The sequence below is a fragment of the Nonomuraea sp. NEAU-A123 genome (genome assembly GCF_018603905.1).
GTDB lineage: Bacteria > Actinomycetota > Actinomycetes > Streptosporangiales > Streptosporangiaceae > Nonomuraea.
Genome location: NZ_JAHFZZ010000009.1, coordinates 296908 through 312923, shown reverse-complemented (window position 1 = coordinate 312923; position 16016 = coordinate 296908). Strand labels below are relative to the sequence as shown.

Below are 16016 nucleotides of genomic sequence, written 5' to 3'. Positions count from 1 at the left end.
GGCTAATGAAATCGATGACAGGGGAGGGGAGCTATGACGGAGACCGTTCTGGTGACAGGTGGGACCGGGTTCGTCGCCGGCTGGTGCGTCGACGAGCTTCTGCGGCGCGGTTATGCCGTGCGCACCACCGTACGCAGCCCCGAGAAGAAGACGGCCGTTGCCGAGAGCGGCCGGTTGTCGGTCTTCGTCGCCGACCTGACGTCCGATGCCGGCTGGGACGCGGCGGTGGCGGGCTGCGACTATGTGCTGCACGTGGCCTCGCCACTGGGCGGGGGCGACTCCAAGGACCCGGACGAGCTGATCGTGCCCGCTCGTGACGGCGCGCTCCGGGTCCTGAAAGCGGCCACCAAGGCCGAGGTCAAGCGCGTGGTGATGACCTCCTCGTGCGCCGCCGCCACCCCGCCGGTCGCCGACGAGGGCGGCGTCATCGACGAGACCGTCTGGACCGACCTCGAAGGCGAGCGGCTCAACGCGTACCGGAAGTCCAAGGTGATTTCCGAGCGCGCCGCCTGGCGGTTCATGGAGACCTACGAAGGGCCCACCACGTTGACCACGGTTCTGCCGGGGGCGGTCTTCGGGCCGCTGTTGTCGGCGGACAACCTGGGTTCCGTGCAGGTGATCGGACGGCTCGTACGGAGGCGCCTGCTCGGCGTTCCCCGTCTGGGGTTCGACATCGTGGATGTCCGTGACCTGGCCGATCTGCACCTGCGGGCGATGGTCTCGGTGGAGGCGGCTGGACAGCGGTTCATCGCGGTCAGCGAGTTCATGTGGCTGGCCGAGGTCGCGAAGGAGCTGCGCTCGAAGCTCGGTACGCCGGCCGGCCGGGTTCCCACGCGAGTGCTGCCGGACGTACTGTTCCGGTTGATCTCGCTGGTCGATCCCGGGGTTCGGGCGGTGCTGCCGAACCTGGGCCGGAAACACGTACACACCTCGGAGAAGGCCCAGCGCCTGCTGGGCTGGCGCCCACGACCTGCCGCCACGACCGTTGTCGACTGCGCGGAGAGCCTGCTGACGTCAACGATTTAGGAAGCCCGGCGCGGCGGATTCGGCTGCAGGTACACCGCCGACGCGATCGACACCCGCTCCCTGATCCGCCGTTCCGTCTCCGCCAGCGCCTGCGCGGCGCCCTCCACGTCGTCCGACGGGTGCATCGTGACCCGGGCGGCCACCAGCAGGTCCTCCGGGCCCAGGTGCAGGGTGCGTACCTGGGTGAACTCCTGGATGGACGGGTCGCCGTCCAGTATGTCCTCGATGGCGTCCTGGACGGCGGGCGCGGCCGCCTCACCGATGATCATGCTCTTGGTCTCCCGGGCCAGCGTCACGGCCACCGCCACCAGCAGCAGCCCGATCGCGATCGAGCCGAGGCCGTCGAAGGCGGAGTTGCCGGTGATCACCGTCAGCCCGACGCCGATCAGCGCGAACACCAGCCCGGCCAGCGCCGCCGTGTCCTCCAGCAACACCACCGGCAGCTCGGGCGCCTTCGCCTCGCGGATGAACCCGGGCCATGACCGGCCACCGCGCACGCGATTGGAGTTGCGTACGGCGGTGCGCAGCGACAGGCCCTCCATGACGATCGCCGCCAGCAGCACCCCGATCGCCCACGGCCAGCTCTCCAGCGGCTGCGGATGAGCGATCTTCTCGTACCCCTCATACAGGGCGAACAGCCCACCGCCGAAGAACAGCACGAGCGACACCAGGAACCCGTAGAAGTAGCGCTCGCGCCCGTAGCCGAAAGGGTGGTCCGGACTGGGCCCGCGCCGGGCCCGCCGGCGGCCGAGCATGAGCAGACCCTGGTTGCCGGTATCGGCGATGGAGTGGATGCCCTCGGCGAGCATCGCCGAGGAGCCGGTGAAGAAGAATGCCACGAACTTGGTGACCGCCACTCCCACATTGGCGGCCAGCGCCGCGAGAGTTGCCTGATGTGATCCGTCGCCGCTCATGACGCCCCCTCTACCCCGTCAGAGGGAATCTCTCAGGCGCGTCTTGGGCGGCGGCCCGCCGCAGGAGGCGCTCCAAGCTGTTGAGGGCCTGATCGGTGTCGGTGCCGGCGCGCCGGGAGATCGCGATGTCGACCATGGGCACCAGCGGCAACCCGTGCTGCTCCGCCGGGCGTACAGCGCCCGCCGGCACGTTGCCCACCAGCAGCGCGCCGACGCCGATCCCGGCTGCGATGGCCGCCTGTACGGCATGCGCGCTGGTGCTCTGGAAGGCGATCCGCCATTGACGCCCATGGCGGCTGAGCGCGTCCAGGACGGGCTGGCGCCATTGGCAGGGCTGCGAGAACAGCACCAGCGGCAGCGGATCGGCGAGCGGGTCGAAGGCCGGCGCGTACGCCCAGGTCAGCGGGACCTGACGCTGCCAGCGTACGGACGCCTCGGGCATGACCGACGGATCCCCGAACACCAGGTCAAGACGCCCCCGGTCGGCGAGCCTGCGCAGGGGCGCCGCCGAGCCGACGATCACTTCGAGATCGACTCGCGGATGGAGTACGGCGAAGTCGGCGAGGGCCGCGGGAAAGGTGGTGATCGCCAGATCCTCGAGCAGCCCGATCGTGCGCCGGCCCGACGGCGCGGCGCCACGCCCGGCGATCGAGGCGCGGGCCTCGTCGTGCAGGGCCAGCATGCGTTCGGCGTAGGCGAGGAGCGTCTCACCCGCGGGCGTGAGCCTGGCACCCTGCGGGTCCCTGATGAGGATGCGCTCCCCGGCGGCCTGCTCCAGGCGCTGGATCCGCTGGCTCACGGCGGGCTGACTCACCTTCAGCGCCGCCGCGGCCCGCGTGATGCTCCCGGCGCGCACGGTCGCCGCGAACGAGCGCAGATCGGCGATGTGGAAATCCTTCTCCATAAGCGTTCATTATTCTGCCCACGCTGATATCGCCATTCTCAATGACGGATGCCGCTCCTAGGCTGGTCACATGGCTATTGGCTACCACCACGTGGACGTCTTCTCCGACCGCCCATTCAGCGGCAACAGCCTCGCCGTTTTCGTCGATCCTCCGCCGCTGGGGGAGGCCCAGATGGCGCGGCTGACCCAGGAGCTGCGGCATTTCGAGACGATCTTCGTCCGGACCACCGAGGAGCCGGACGTCGTCCACGCGCGGGTCTTCGACCTGATGGGGGAGCTCGACTTCGCCGGGCATCCGGTGCTGGGCGCGGCGGCCGTACTCCACGAACGCAGCGGGGCCGCGTACGGCGAAGCTCGGCACTGGACATTCTTGTTGGGCGCCAGGAAGGTTGACGTCACCACGCGCGGCGACACCGATGGCCAGGTATCGGCGTCGCTGGACCCGGGACGGCCCGAACTCGTGCGGACAACCGTCCCTCTGGAACCGGTCGCCGCGGCGTTGGGCCTCACCCCCGCCGACCTCGACGACACGTTGCCGCTGGAGATCATCTCCACGGGCCTGCGCTATCTCGTCGTACCGGTGCGCGACGGTGACGTGCTCGCCCGGGCCCGCATCACGCACCCCGACTTCGAGGGCTTCCTCGGCGGGCTCGGCGCGCAGTACGTCTACGTCCTCGACGCGGGAGCGCTCGAAGGCAGGCACTGGAACAACGACGGCGTGCTCGAAGACGTCGCGACCGGCAGCGCCGCCGGCTGCGTGGCCACCTACCTGATGCGCCACGGCCGGGCCCGCGACGGCGTGGAACTGTCGCTGGCGCAGGGCCGCTTCACCGGACGGCCCAGCAGGATCGCGATCACCGCCTACGGCACGCCCGACGCCGTGGAACGGGTCACCGTCGGAGGCGGAGTGTCGATGGTCGCCACCGGCACCCTGCGCGCCCTCCCCGAGACGTCATGAAGGGCGGCCGCGAGGTCTACCGCTACGGCGCCGGAGAACATGCACAAAACCTCGACAGTCACCCGTAGGGTTTGCGCACAATCCGTTCGTACGGTGAGTCGCATGAACGATGGTGCCGACTTCGCCATCTGGGTGGCGAGGTTCGAAGCGGAGGCCGTACGACGGCGCGCCGACGGCGATCCCGGCTGGGGGCGGGGTGCGTGTCTCCACCGGTCGGTGCTCGCGAGCATCCAGCGCTTCCAGGTCGGCGAGAGCGGCGACGGCGCCGATCTGATCGCCAAAGCGGACGAAGTCGGAGACGACGCCTACAGCGCGGCAGTCCGGCTGTTCGTCGGAGAAGAGCAGAAGGTGATCGCGCTGCGCTACTACCGGGCCCTGCGCGACGGCGCGGGCGATCCACTCGCCGCCGACGTCGCCGCCCGGATCCTGGCCGATGAGGAACGTCAATGCTCGGCACGGTGACCGTGGTCGCCGTCGATCACGCTCTGGCCCTGCGCTGCCTGGGCCTGTCTCGAAGCCGCTTCGTCCGCGACGTGTGCGCCTTGTTCAGGGCGGCGGTTTCGGCGTGCGTACGGTAAGGCGGCCTCGCCAGCCGATCAGGACTTGATCGCCTTCCAGATTTTGTCGGCGAGGTGTCCGTATCGGGGGCGGATGTCACAGCTTGCGGACGTTGCGGGCGCGGAACTGGAAGCTGTCCTGCTGGCCTTCCTCGATGTCGAATTCCACGACATCGCCAGGGTGGAGCTCCCGGAAGCCGTTGCCGACGACCTCGCTGAAGTGCGCGAAAGCGTCACCACGCCCCTCGGGGAGGTCAGGGGAGGAGATCGCCCCCCAGCCCTTCTCGGCCTTCCAGAACTTCACCGTCCCGCGTGCCATGCCCCCAGTGTGCCACCGGCCGCCTGATCCACTTGTGTTGTCGGGAATGTCGCCCGATGGAGTTAGCGCCTGGTGAGGGCGTGATGCTTGCCTTTTGGAGACGGCTGGCCGAGCAGCCGCAGCCGCTCCAGCAGCGTCATGGTCAGGGCGCAGCCGCCACCGATCACGACCAGGGCGGCCCAGGGCAGCCAGGCCAGGTCCCAGCGCAGGGCGGCGTCCCAGATCGTACCGGTGGCCAGGGTGCCGACGGTGACGCCGAGGCCGGACAGGGTCGCGTACACGCCGTAGTGGGTGGCGATCAGCCGTCCGCCCGACAGGGCGACGATCACGTCCATCTCCCACGGGCAGATCAGCATCGTGCCGAGGGCGAGCAGGGCGGCGCCGACCAGCATCGGCGCTGTGGCCAGGTGCTCGGCGAGTTCCTCGCCCATGCCCGCGAAGACCGGCGGCAGCGGGCTGGGCCAGACCACGAGCGGTGTGAACGCCAGCGCCATCACGGCCAAGCCGGCGGCCATCGAGCGCGGCGCCGTCATCCGGCGGGTCGCCCACGCGCTCACGCGGCCCTGCAGTGTGATGACGAGTAGCGCCGAGAGCGCGAACATCTCCCCGACGCCGAGATCCTGCTCGGCCCCCAGCGTCCGTCCCATCACCAGCGGCAGCGCCAGATAGACCTGGAACGACAGCACGTACGAGCCGGTCATCGCCAGCGCGAAGCACCAGAAGGGCCGGTTGCCCAGCACGATCCGAAACCCTGAGCGCTTCTGGCGCGGCTCGGGCGGCAGCGCCGGCAGCCCGATCCCCTGCAGGACGGTCAGCAGCACGAACACCCCGGCCGCGGCCAGCGCCACGACGCGGAAGTCCAGCCCCGACAGTGCGAGTCCGGCCAGCGGGCCGAGCAGCAGCCCCGCCTGCCCGGCCATGTTGAACCAGCCGAACGCCCGCACCCGGTCATCCGCCGTCACGGCCAGCAGCGAGCGCACGCCCGGGTCGAACAGCGCACCGGCGAACCCGGTCACCGCCGACGCCACCACCAACGCCGTGACCCCGTCGGCGAACCCGAGCAGCGCGAACCCGGCCGCCCGCAACCCGCATCCGGCCAGCACCGTGACCCGGCAGCCCAGCCGATCCGCCAGATAGCCGCCGACCAGTGCCATCCCGCGCTGGCTGGCGTTGCGCACCCCCATCACCAGGCCGACCGCCCAGGCCGCCAGCCCGAGCCCGTGGGTCAGGTGCACGGCGAGGTAGGGCATGAGCAGATTGAAGCCGAGCTTGATGGTGAACTGATTGAGCAGCAGCAGCCGCACGAGGTGTCGTTCGCTCATAGTGATGGACACAATACGGAGCGTCGCATGCCCGCCGACCTCACCACGGCGCCGAGTGAGACGCGTTCAGCATGCTCGCGCTCTCCGCGCTTGTTTCGCCGGCGGAGGTGGGAACGGTGATGGCCACGCTGGCCGACCTTCACGTACCGGACTGCGAAGAACTCGACGCGGACACCATCGTCGGGCGCCTGCTGGAGCAGGACGCCTTGATCGCACCAGGCGGCCTGGAGCTGCACGACCTCTCCACCGGTGTGACCATCATTCCCGGCTGCTGTTCGGGGCTGGAGGACTGGCGCGCCTGGTCGGAGGCGCTGAGCGGCGACGATGTGTGGCTGGGCCACGATCCGGCCCCGTCGATCGCGGTGAACGGCGATCGGATGCGGATCCGGCAGGACGGGGGGCTCGGTGAAGGCAGCGACTCCGTCGACGTGCCCGTCGCGCTGTTCCCCGCGCTTCTGCGGACCGTTCAGCAGGACCTGGTGGGCTTCCTCGGGCGAGTCGGGGAGTGGGCCGATGGCGTCACGCCGTCGCCGGCGGCGGCGTTGGTACGCAAACTGGATGAAGCGCTGAGCATCTCCGGACCGTTGAAGATATTCGGTCAGGAGTCGATCGGGTAGGCGCAGAGACGCCGCGGCGGACACTGGAGATCCATGTGCCGCGTAAAGATTTTTGTCAATGCCCAATACGCCCTGGTCGAAGCGTTTGTTCTGCCTCGCCGGAATCGCCCGTCGACCACCGCTTGATGCGCCATGTCCAGTGTTTGCGCTAATTTTAGAGAAATGATCTAGGTGATGGAGGTCGTTCATGACGGAGCAGGACGCAACCGGACCTAGCGGCATCGACGTCACCAGGCCGAGCGTCGCCCGGATGTACGACTACTACCTGGGGGGCAAGGACAACTTCGAGATCGACCGGGAAGCCGTCGGTCGAGTCGAGAAGGCCATGCCCGAGATCCGCCAACTGGCCCTGGAGAACCGGGCGTTCCTGCGCCGCGCCGTACGCCACATGGCAAGGCAGGGTATTCGGCAGTTCATCGACATCGGTTCCGGCCTGCCCACGGTCGGCAACACGCACGAGATCGCCCAGGAGATCATCCCCGACGCCCGCGTCGTCTACGTCGACAACGACCCCGTCGTGCTGCAACACGGCCGCGCCCTGCTCGCGACCGACGAGAACACCACCGTGGCCGCCGCCGACATGCGGCGCCCCATCGAGGTCCTCGAACACCCGCAAACCATCAAGATCCTCGACTTCAACCAGCCGGTCGGCGTCCTGATGATCGCTATGGTGCACTTCCTGACCATGGATGAGCGGGGCACGGTCATGACCCAGCTGCGCGACGCCCTGCCGTCCGGCAGCTACCTCACGCTGACGCACGTCACCCGCGACGGCCACCCGACGGATGCGGTGGACGCGATCGAGGCTGTCTACGCGGCCACGCCGACGCCGATCTACTTCCGCGAGCACGCGGAGGTCGCGCGCTTCTTCGACGGATTCGAGCTGGTGCCTCCCGGCCTGGTCACCATCGACACCTGGCACCCCGACCCGGACGACCTGGCCCCCGAGGCCACGCGATGGCTCTACGGAGGCGTCGGCCGCAAGCCGTGACCCCGGTTCCAGGCCGGCCCTCGCGGATATGCGTGTGATGAGGCCGGCGACGGTGCGGACGGTGCCCTCCGTGGTCAAGACCGACCACCGGGTGACCGCGCGGCGGTGACTGAGGTCCGGCGGTCGGCGCTCGCCTGGGCTGTCAAACAAGAAGCCCCAGACTCCCGGCATGTGCCGTGAGCTGGGGCAATGACTCCTGTTTGACCAGGTCTGGTGGACGATACTGGGATTGAACCAGTGACCCCTTCCGTGTCAGGGAAGTGCTCTCCCGCTGAGCTAATCGTCCTTGGAGGTGGAGACGGGATTTGAACCCGTGTGGACGGCTTTGCAGGCCGCTGCCTCGCCTCTCGGCCACTCCACCGAGTCGCCAATCCGAGCGGAAGACGGGATTCGAACCCGCGACCCTCACCTTGGCAAGGTGATGCTCTACCACTGAGCCACTTCCGCGTTGCCCCATAACTCTAGCGGGTTTTCCGACTGGATGCTTACTTGCGGAGCTGGCGAGCCACGCTCCGCTCTGTGGCGGGCAGGCTCAGGAAGATCTCCAGGATGCGGGTGAGGCGGTGTACCTCGATGCGGTGGAAGGCCGGGCCGTCACTCCTGGCCAGGATGAGGGTGAGAGCCAGGGGTGGTAGCGGGGCGTGGATGACGTGCAGGTCGCCGTCGAGCGTGATCGCCATGGGGCGCGCCGGTATGGCCTGCGGCAGTGCCACGTGCTGTGGCGCGCGCCAGCTCGCGTAGATGACGCCCTTTTCGGCGACCGTGGCCGCCCAGTCGGCGCTGAACAGCACCGGCAGCGAGTCGACCAGGGTGGTCAGCGCCCTGTCACCCGCCGTGGTGATGTATTTGAGAATTTCCAGCTCCGGGTAGGTGCCCGGGGCCTCGCGGGTGGTCCAGATGCCTTCGACTGTCACGTCGGCGACGCTCTGCAGGCTCTTGAGGAGCGTCTGCTTGGGGGTGCCTTCTGGGCAGAAGACCGTGATGTCGTCGACGGCCCGGCCCGCGCCCCTGTCGAGGACCGTGAACTGGGTGATGTCGGCTCCGACGCTGCCGAGGACGCTGGTGATCTGCGCCAGCGAACCTGGCCGGTCGGGCAGTGCGATGCGTACTCGCAGAAGCATCCGTCCCCTCCCCACTAGATGCCAGTTCACAGCCTATCCGCGAATACCCGTCAGGGCCTGACCTGCGCTACAACTGACTGAGTGAAGATTGGACCGATAGGCGTGTGGCCGCCGGTCGTGCTCGCGCCGATGGCGGGCATCACCAACGCGTCGTTCAGGGTGCTCTGCCGCGAGCAGGGCGCCGGGTTGTTCGTGTGCGAGATGATCACGACGCGGGCGCTCGTGGAACGCAACCCCAAGACGTTCAGGATGATCAGGTTCGCGGAGTCGGAGCGGCCGAGGAGCATCCAGCTGTATGGCGTCGACCCCGCCACGGTGGGGCGCGCGGCCAAGATGATCGCCGAGGAGGACCTGGCCGACCACATCGACCTGAACTTCGGCTGCCCCGTCCCCAAGGTCACCAGGCGTGGCGGCGGCTCCGCGCTGCCGTACAAGAGGAACCTGCTGCGGCGGATCCTGCACGAGGCCGTCGCGAACGCGGGCCCGCTGCCCGTCACGATGAAGATGCGCAAGGGCATCGACGACGATCACCTCACCTACCTGGACGCCGGCCGGATCGCGGTCGAGGAGGGGGTCGCGGCGATCGCCCTGCACGCCCGCACGGCCAAACAGCACTACGGCGGCGTGGCCGACTGGGACGCGATCGCCCGGCTGAAGGAGGCGGTGCCGGAGGTGCCCGTGCTGGGCAACGGCGACATCTGGTGCGCCGACGACGCGCTGCGCATGATGGCGGAGACCGGATGTGACGGCGTGGTCGTGGGGCGGGGGTGCCTGGGTCGGCCGTGGCTGTTCAGGGATCTGGAGAACGCGTTCAACGGAAGTTCGGAGCGGGTACGACCGAGCCTCGGCGAGGTGGCCGCGATGATGGCCAGGCACGCCGAGGGGCTCACCGAGTGCTTCGACATCGAGCGTTACGCGATCGCCGACTTCCGCAAGCACGTCGGCTGGTATCTCAAGGGGTTCACGGTCGGCGGCGAGCTGCGCCGCGAGCTGGCCACCGCCGAGTCGCTCGACGGGCTGCGCGAAGGGCTGGCCAGGCTGGAGCAGGACCAGCCGTGGCCGTCCAACACCGACACCCCGCGCGGGAAGTCGGGTGAGCGCGGCAAGGTGCAGCTGCCGGACGGCTGGCTGGACGATCCGTGGGACTGTGTCGTTCCTTCGGACGCCGAGTCGGATATATCCGGCGGCTGACCGCTTGCCTCAGTGTGGGCCGGTGGCCTCTGTGCCGCAGGGGCCGCCGCCGATGGCGGGCTGTAGCTGGACCGGGTCGCCCGACATCGTGAGCGTCGGGTAGTAGGCGGAGATGCGTTCGGCGGAACGGCCCGTGTAATGGCAGATGAAGCTGCGCCTGAACCGGTCGGCCGTGCTGTTCGGCTCGGAGCCGTGCACCAGGCTGCCGTTGAAGAACAGCACGTCGCCCGGGTCCATGTCGACCGGCACGCGTTCGAGGCCCGGCGGCGGCGGGACGTAATCCTTGGTGAAGGAGACGTCGCTGTCGGCCTCCTCGGGACAGAACAGGTCCATCAGATGCGTGCCGGGCACCACCTCCAGGCCGCCGTTGGCGCGGTCGACGCGGTCCAGCGCCATCCAGGCGGCCACGCACGTGCCCGGTTCGACGCGCAAGTAGAAGTTGTCCTGATGCAGCGCCTGCCCGCGCGCGCCGGGCGGCTTGAAGTAGAACATGCTCTGGGCTGCTATCGGCTCCTCGCCGAGCAGGTCGCGGAGTACGGCGGCGATCCTGGCGTCGAGCAGGTACCGTAGCGCCACGTCGTTGACCTGGTGAGGGTGCATGACGCGTGGATAGTCCCGCAGGATGTCGTACGGTCCGCCGGGTTCCTGCGGCTTCGGGGAGAAGTGGCCGGGGATCGGGCCGCGGGCATGCAACGCCATGAACTCCTCCCGCAGCTCCGCCACCTCTTCTGCGGCCAGGAGACCGGGCACCAGGACGAATCCTCGATCATGGAAGTCTGTGAGCCTCATACCTTCACGCTAAGGAGCCGGATCGGTGAAGGGTATGCCTATGACCGCTGAGGAAATGTCTGTTCCTGCTGCCGAGCTGACGATCGTGGGCCACTTCGACAACCGGCCCGGGTACGTCACGCGGCGCGTCACCGGGTCGCCGAGCTGGCTGCTGATGTGGACGCAGGACGGGGCGGGGCTGGTCGAGCAGGCGGGGGTGTCGTTCACGGCCGGGCCGGGGGATCTGGTGGTGCTCGGGTCCGGCGCCGCGCAGCACTACCGGGTGGCGCCGGGGGCGGAGCGGTGGTGCTTCTGGTGGGCGCACTTCCAGCCGCGCCCGGCCTGGCTGGGGTGGCTCGCGGAGTACGCCCGGGCGACGGGCTGCCACCTGGTCCACGGCGTTCCCGACCCGACCCGCGACCAGATCGACGAGGCCTTCGACCGCGCCTCCAGAAACGCCCGCTGGCTCCCGCCCGCCATCACCGCCGTCCGTCCCACCGCCACCCACACCCCGCCCGCCGTCGGCCCCGCCGCCGTCCGGCCCCTGCGCGAGTACGCGCCCGCCGTCGCCGTCTCAGGTCCCGCGCGGGACTTGGTGCTGAACGCCGTCGAGGAGGTGATCCTCCTGGCCACCGCCGCCGCTCGGCCGTCCGGGGACGCCCGGCGCGCCGAGGAGCGCGGGGACGCGCGGGTTCACCGAGCACTCGCCCTCATCGCCGCCGAACCGGGCGCGCAACACTCCGTCGCCTCCCTGGCCAGGGCCGTCGCCCTGTCGCCGTCCCGGTTCGCGCACCTGTTCACCGAGGAAACGGGCCACACGCCCATGCGGGCCGTCCGCAGGGCGCGGATCCAGCACGCGGCCCGGCTGCTGGAGGTGACGGACATGGACGTCGGCCAGGTCGCGGCGGCCTCGGGCTTCGTCAGCCCGTTCCACTTCAGCCGGGCCTTCAGTCACGAGTACGGCATGCCGCCCCGCGACTTCCGCTCCCGTCTGAGGCCGAACGCCTGAAGATCAGCGCATCGGAGTCAGGGGAGAGTCGGAGGTGAACAGCTCGCGGCTCAGGTGGTCGGCGGCGTAGTCGATGGCGCCCATCACCACGCATTCGTCCCCCAGCGTGGAAGCCCGGACCTCCGGCATCCGCATGCAGGTCCGCTCCAGCCGTTCCCGCAGCGGCGCCAGCAGGACGTCGGCCGAGCGGGAGAAGCCGCCCCCCAGCACCACCATCTGCGGGTCCAGCACCAGCACCATGGCCGCCGTGCCCACCGCGAGGTCGTCCACGTAGCGGTCGACGGCGGCCAGGGCGACGGGGTGGCCGTCGCGGGCCGCCGCCAGCGTGTAGCCCGCCGCGTCCTCGGGCGCCGTGCCCTCGGGCACGACCTCGCAGCCGTTCAGGTGTTCGGGGGCGTCGTACCAGCGGGCCTCCGGCAGCATGACGATCTCGCCGGCGGCGGCGCCGAAGCCTCTGTGCACCTTGCCGTCGATGATGAGCCCGGTGCCCATGCGCCGCCCGACGTGCAGGAACACCACGTCCCGAGCCCCCTGCGCGGCGCCGCGCCGGGCTTCGGCCAGTGCGGCCAGGCGGCTGTCGTTCTCGATCAGCACCTGGCACGAGAACATCTCGCGCAGCTTGCCCGCCAGGTCGAGACCCGTCCAGGCGGGGATCGCGGCCGAGAACGTGACGCGCCCCTCCGGCGTGAGCACGCCCGTGGTGCCGGCGGCCACCGTCCAGAGGTCGGCGGCCGTCCTGCCGCTGAGCGCCAGGCAGCCGGAGACCGCGCGGTCTATGGCGGCCAGGCGCTCCTCCAGCGGCGCGCCGGGCAGGACCGGCTGCCGGGTCTCGGCCAGGATCTCGCCGTCGAGGTCGGACAGCGCGGCCCGTACGTTGTGCCCGCCTATGTCGATGCCGACCAGGCAGCCGCTGTCGGCGCGGAACCGGTAGCGCCGGGCCGGTCTGCCCATCGTGCCCGGCGAAGGCGGCACCTCCTCCACCCAGCCCAGCTCCACGAGCTCGTCGGCGACCTCCTTCATGGAGGGCCGCGACAGCCCCGTCCGCTCGGCGAGCGCCGAGAGGGTGAGCGGACCGGCCCCGCGCAGCGCCCGTATCGCGGTCAGCGAGTTGAGCTGCCTGAGCCGGGACAGGTCGCCGCCGCGGAGGTTCGCCATCGCCGTCCCTAATGTAGGTGTCCTCTGTAACTCGCCATTATGCCAGCGTTCGTTTCTGCTTAAGCACCGGCACTTCCGCGCGGAACCGGGCATTGACCCCCGCGAACTCCTGATGCTACTAATGAAGCGCTCCTTCGTAAGTAGATCAACAGGAATAGAGGGTCTGATGTCGTTCGCAGACGTGGGCGAGGTCGTCCATCAGCCAGGGCAGGCCCGGGTCTTCGAGCACGGCTGGCAGTCGTGGAGCCCCACCGGCGCCTACCGCCTCGGCGAGACGCCGCCCAGGCCCGCAGACGGCAACATCCAGATTCTCGCCTACCGCCCCGAGACCCCGGTGCCCGCCGGTGTGTTCCAGGGCGAGGGCCTGCTCGCGATCGACCCCGGCGGCGGCGCGCCGATGGAGCTGTGGTCCGCGCCGAACCCCTTGGAGGTGCCCTCCATCCGGGCGCGCGAGGAGGGCGGCCGCCTGATCGTGAGCGCGAACGGGCCGGTACGCCACCTGATCGGTGCATCCCTAGAAGACTGGGCGGACGGCATGGCCGAGGGGTACGCGCCCGCCGCGTTCCCGGCGGTCCCGCCCATGTGGTGCACCTGGTACGGCTACTGGGGCAAGGTCACCGAGCAAGACGTCCTGGACAACCTCCACCTGTCGGAGCGGCACGCCCTGGGCGCCGACATGTTCCTCATCGACGACGGCTACGAGGCCGAGATCGGCGACTGGCTCGACCCGCGCCCCGGCTTCGGCTCCCTGCGCAAGCTGGCCGGGGCCCTGGGAGAGGCGGGCAGGCGGACCGGCGTGTGGACCGCCCCCTTCCTGGTCGGCCAACGCAGCCGGATCTTCCGCGAGCACCCCGACTGGCTGGTCGGCGGCGCCCACGCGGGCCACATGTGGGACCAGGAGCTGGCCGTCCTCGACGTCACCCACCCGGACGCCGCCGCCCACCTGATCGAGGTGTTCCAGACCTTCAGCGCGTACGGCATCAGCCACTTCAAGCTCGACTACATCTACGCCGGGGCGCTGGCGGGCAGCAGGCACGAGGACCTGGACCCGATCGCCGCCTACCGGCGCGGGCTGGAGCTGATCCGCGAGGGCGCCGGCCCGGACGCCACTCTGCACGGCTGCGGCGCGCCCATGCTGCCCAGCCTCGGCCTGGTCGACATCATGCGGGTCAGCCCGGACATCGCGCCCACGCTGCACCCCAAGTCGGGCGACATCAGCCAGCCGTCGCAGCTCGGCGCCAGGCTCACCGGCGCGGCCCGGGAGTTCCTGCACGCCCGCTGGTGGGTGAACGACCCCGACTGCATCATCCTGCGCCCCGAGGTGGAGGCCCGACAGGAGTGGGCCGACCACATCGAGGGCACCGGCGGCCTGCGCGGCTCCAGCGACCCGATCGCGGCGCTCGACGACTGGGGCCTGGAGACGACCAGGCGCCTGATGGTCCCCACCAGGACGGATCCGTCGTGAGGTGGCGGCGCGACTGGCACGCCTACCTGTTCATCGGCCCGAGCCTGCTGGGCGTGCTCGCCTTCCTGCTACTGCCGATGGTCATCGTCTTCGTGCTGAGCTTCTTCCACTGGGAGCTCCTGTCGCCCCCGACCTTCGCGGGGCTGGACAACTACCGCCGCCTGGCCGGCGACGGGGAGTCCTGGCACTCCCTGTGGATCACCGTCGTGTACGTGCTGCTCTGCATCCCCCTGCAGACGGTCCTGGCCCTGGTGCTCGCCCTGCTGCTCAACCAGCGGATCAAGGGCGTCAGGGTGTTCCGCTCGCTGTTCGTCGTGCCGTGGATGGCCACCCCGATCGTCATGGGCCTGGTCTGGAACTGGATCTTCGACCCGCGCGACGGCGCGATCAACAGCGCGCTGGCCGTGATCGGCGTCACCGGCCCCGACTGGCTGTCGGACGCCACCTGGGCGCTGCCCGCCGTCGCGCTGGTCAACGTCTGGCAGTACACCGGCTACAACATGCTGTTCTTCCTGGCCGGGCTGCAGGGCATCCCGCAGGAGCTCTACGACGCCGCCGCCACCGACGGCGCCACCCCGCGCCAGCGGTTCTGGCGGGTGACGCTGCCGCTGCTCAACCCCACGATGTTCTTCGTCATGGTGACGAACCTGATCGGCGCGTTCCAGGTCTTCGACACCGTCTTCGTGATGACCAACGGCGGGCCGAGCAAAAGCACCGAGGTCATCAACTTCAAGATCTTCGGCACCGCGTTCAGGGAGTTCGACTTCGGCTACGCCTCGACGCTGTCGATGCTGCTCTTCGCGGTCATCCTGGGCGTGACGCTGGTGCAGGTCAGGTTCTTCGGCAAACGCACCACCTATGACATGAGCTGAGGGACGACATGACCAAGCGCATCCTGCTCTACGGCACGCTCACCCTGGGCGCCTTCGTCGCCGTCTTCCCGTATCTGCTCGTGGTGTTGACCGCGTTCAAGACCCAGAGCCAGCTCAACTCGACCGAGCCGTGGGTGCCCGGCCTGCCGCCCACCACGGCCAACCTGACCAAGCTCCTCGGCGGCGACTTTCCCCGATATCTGGTCAACACGGTGCTGATGACCGCGCTGCTCACGCTGGGCCAACTGGTGTTCACCACGTTCGCCGCCTACGCCTTCGCGCGGCTGCGCTTCCGGGGGCGCGAGGTGCTCTTCTGGCTGTACGTGGCCACGATGATGGTGCCGAGCGCCGTCACGATGATCCCGCTGTTCCTGATCATGCGGGAGCTGCACCTGGTCAACACGTGGTACGGCCTGCTGGCGCCGTACGTGCTGGGCACGCCGTACGGGATCTTCCTGATGCGGCAGTTCTTCCGCGGGCTGCCCGCCGGGCTCGAAGAGGCGGCGCGGATCGACGGCGCCGGGCCGCTGAAGATCCTCACCCGGATCCTGCTGCCGCTCTGCCGTCCGGCGATCGGCACGCTGACGATCATCACGGTGATCTCGTCGTGGAACAGCTTCCTGTGGCCGCTGATCATCACCAGCGGTGACGACACCAAGGTGATGACGGTCGCCCTCGCCACCCTCAACCGCGGCATCGGCGTGGACTACAACCTCATCATGGCCGGCGGCCTGATCGCGCTGGTGCCGATGATCGCGATCTTCATCTTCTTTCAGAAGTACATCGTCCGGTCGGTGGTCCTCACCGGCCTCAAATAAGAGAGGTCA

At 69.4% G+C, this 16016-nt stretch carries 18 protein-coding genes and 3 tRNA genes; 11 read left to right on the top strand and 10 right to left on the bottom strand.

Annotated features, from left to right (window positions below; all coding sequences use genetic code 11):
* The first annotated feature begins 33 nt into the window (after nucleotides 1–33).
* Nucleotides 34–1026, top strand: coding sequence for an aldehyde reductase (locus KLK06_RS29200; protein WP_214638836.1), 993 nt, complete (start codon nucleotides 34–36; stop codon nucleotides 1024–1026).
* Here KLK06_RS29200 and KLK06_RS29195 read toward each other — a convergent pair.
* Together KLK06_RS29195 and KLK06_RS29190 are read right to left on the bottom strand one after the other, a co-directional pair.
* Nucleotides 1023–1940, bottom strand: coding sequence for a cation diffusion facilitator family transporter (locus tag KLK06_RS29195; protein ID WP_214638835.1), 918 nt, complete (start codon nucleotides 1938–1940; stop codon nucleotides 1023–1025). The genes KLK06_RS29200 and KLK06_RS29195 overlap by 4 nt on opposite strands.
* Nucleotides 1941–1950: 10 nt before the next feature.
* Nucleotides 1951–2844 carry a LysR family transcriptional regulator gene (locus KLK06_RS29190; protein WP_214638834.1) on the bottom strand — a complete coding sequence of 298 codons (894 nt, stop codon included), beginning with the start codon at nucleotides 2842–2844 and terminating at the stop codon, nucleotides 1951–1953.
* A 70-nt stretch (nucleotides 2845–2914) separates the two neighbouring features.
* On the opposite strand from KLK06_RS29190, the gene KLK06_RS29185 reads away from it, so the two are divergent.
* From KLK06_RS29185 to KLK06_RS61710, 3 genes are all read left to right on the top strand, one after another.
* Nucleotides 2915–3802 carry a PhzF family phenazine biosynthesis protein gene (locus tag KLK06_RS29185; protein ID WP_214638833.1) on the top strand — a complete coding sequence of 296 codons (888 nt, stop codon included), beginning with the start codon at nucleotides 2915–2917 and terminating at the stop codon, nucleotides 3800–3802.
* A 102-nt stretch (nucleotides 3803–3904) separates the two neighbouring features.
* Nucleotides 3905–4264, top strand: a complete 360-nt coding sequence (locus KLK06_RS29180; RefSeq protein ID WP_250906170.1) for a hypothetical protein — start codon at nucleotides 3905–3907, stop codon at nucleotides 4262–4264.
* Nucleotides 4249–4380 (top strand): hypothetical protein, encoded by a 132-nt coding sequence (locus KLK06_RS61710; RefSeq protein ID WP_284735158.1) that lies wholly within the window; start codon nucleotides 4249–4251, stop codon nucleotides 4378–4380. The genes KLK06_RS29180 and KLK06_RS61710 overlap by 16 nt, the downstream gene beginning before the upstream one ends.
* Before the next feature lie 76 nt (nucleotides 4381–4456).
* Here KLK06_RS61710 and KLK06_RS29175 read toward each other — a convergent pair whose 3' ends face one another.
* Nucleotides 4457–4678, bottom strand: a complete 222-nt coding sequence (locus KLK06_RS29175; protein ID WP_214638832.1) for a cold-shock protein — start codon at nucleotides 4676–4678, stop codon at nucleotides 4457–4459.
* Nucleotides 4679–4740: 62 nt separating this feature from the next.
* A complete protein-coding gene (locus KLK06_RS29170) occupies nucleotides 4741–6000 on the bottom strand; it encodes an MFS transporter (RefSeq protein WP_214638831.1) in 1260 nt (419 codons plus the stop codon).
* Between the two features lie 116 nt (nucleotides 6001–6116).
* Here KLK06_RS29170 and KLK06_RS29165 point away from each other — a divergent pair, with 116 nt between their 5' ends.
* Nucleotides 6117–6617, top strand: a complete 501-nt coding sequence (locus tag KLK06_RS29165; RefSeq protein ID WP_214638830.1) for a hypothetical protein — start codon at nucleotides 6117–6119, stop codon at nucleotides 6615–6617.
* A 187-nt stretch (nucleotides 6618–6804) separates the two neighbouring features.
* Nucleotides 6805–7608, top strand: a complete 804-nt coding sequence (locus KLK06_RS29160; RefSeq protein WP_214638829.1) for an SAM-dependent methyltransferase — start codon at nucleotides 6805–6807, stop codon at nucleotides 7606–7608.
* Nucleotides 7609–7819: 211 nt separating this feature from the next.
* Here KLK06_RS29160 and KLK06_RS29155 read toward each other — a convergent pair.
* From KLK06_RS29155 to KLK06_RS29140, 4 genes are all read right to left on the bottom strand, one after another.
* Nucleotides 7820–7894 (bottom strand) — tRNA-Val (locus tag KLK06_RS29155).
* A 1-nt stretch (nucleotide 7895) separates the two neighbouring features.
* Nucleotides 7896–7969 (bottom strand) — tRNA-Cys (locus KLK06_RS29150).
* Between the two features lie 14 nt (nucleotides 7970–7983).
* Nucleotides 7984–8055, bottom strand: a tRNA-Gly gene (locus KLK06_RS29145).
* A gap of 38 nt (nucleotides 8056–8093) precedes the next feature.
* Nucleotides 8094–8729, bottom strand: a complete 636-nt coding sequence (locus KLK06_RS29140) for an ACT domain-containing protein (protein WP_214638828.1) — start codon at nucleotides 8727–8729, stop codon at nucleotides 8094–8096.
* A gap of 81 nt (nucleotides 8730–8810) precedes the next feature.
* Between KLK06_RS29140 and dusB the strand changes: the two genes are divergently transcribed.
* Nucleotides 8811–9920 (top strand): tRNA dihydrouridine synthase DusB, encoded by a 1110-nt coding sequence (dusB, locus tag KLK06_RS29135; protein ID WP_308168498.1) that lies wholly within the window; start codon nucleotides 8811–8813, stop codon nucleotides 9918–9920.
* Between the two features lie 9 nt (nucleotides 9921–9929).
* On the opposite strand, the gene KLK06_RS29130 is transcribed toward dusB, so the two are convergent.
* Entirely contained in the window at nucleotides 9930–10709 is a 780-nt protein-coding gene (locus tag KLK06_RS29130) for a phytanoyl-CoA dioxygenase family protein (RefSeq protein WP_214638827.1), read from the bottom strand.
* 40 nt (nucleotides 10710–10749) lie between these two features.
* Here KLK06_RS29130 and KLK06_RS29125 point away from each other — a divergent pair, with 40 nt between their 5' ends.
* Nucleotides 10750–11697, top strand: coding sequence for a helix-turn-helix domain-containing protein (locus KLK06_RS29125; RefSeq protein ID WP_214638826.1), 948 nt, complete (start codon nucleotides 10750–10752; stop codon nucleotides 11695–11697).
* 3 nt (nucleotides 11698–11700) lie between these two features.
* On the opposite strand, the gene KLK06_RS29120 is transcribed toward KLK06_RS29125, so the two are convergent.
* A complete protein-coding gene (locus KLK06_RS29120; RefSeq protein WP_214638825.1) occupies nucleotides 11701–12852 on the bottom strand; it encodes an ROK family transcriptional regulator in 1152 nt (383 codons plus the stop codon).
* 166 nt (nucleotides 12853–13018) lie between these two features.
* On the opposite strand from KLK06_RS29120, the gene KLK06_RS29115 reads away from it, so the two are divergent.
* Genes KLK06_RS29115 through KLK06_RS29105 form a run of 3 tightly spaced genes read left to right on the top strand, consistent with a single transcriptional unit; the run spans nucleotide 13019 to nucleotide 16007 of the window.
* On the top strand, nucleotides 13019–14317 hold the full coding sequence (locus KLK06_RS29115; RefSeq protein ID WP_214638824.1) for a glycoside hydrolase family 36 protein: 1299 nt from the start codon (nucleotides 13019–13021) through the stop codon (nucleotides 14315–14317).
* Entirely contained in the window at nucleotides 14314–15189 is an 876-nt protein-coding gene (locus KLK06_RS29110; RefSeq protein WP_214638823.1) for a carbohydrate ABC transporter permease, read from the top strand. Before KLK06_RS29115 ends, KLK06_RS29110 begins: the two co-directional genes overlap by 4 nt.
* Before the next feature lie 8 nt (nucleotides 15190–15197).
* Nucleotides 15198–16007, top strand: a complete 810-nt coding sequence (locus KLK06_RS29105; protein WP_214638822.1) for a carbohydrate ABC transporter permease — start codon at nucleotides 15198–15200, stop codon at nucleotides 16005–16007.
* Nucleotides 16008–16016 lie beyond the last annotated feature (9 nt).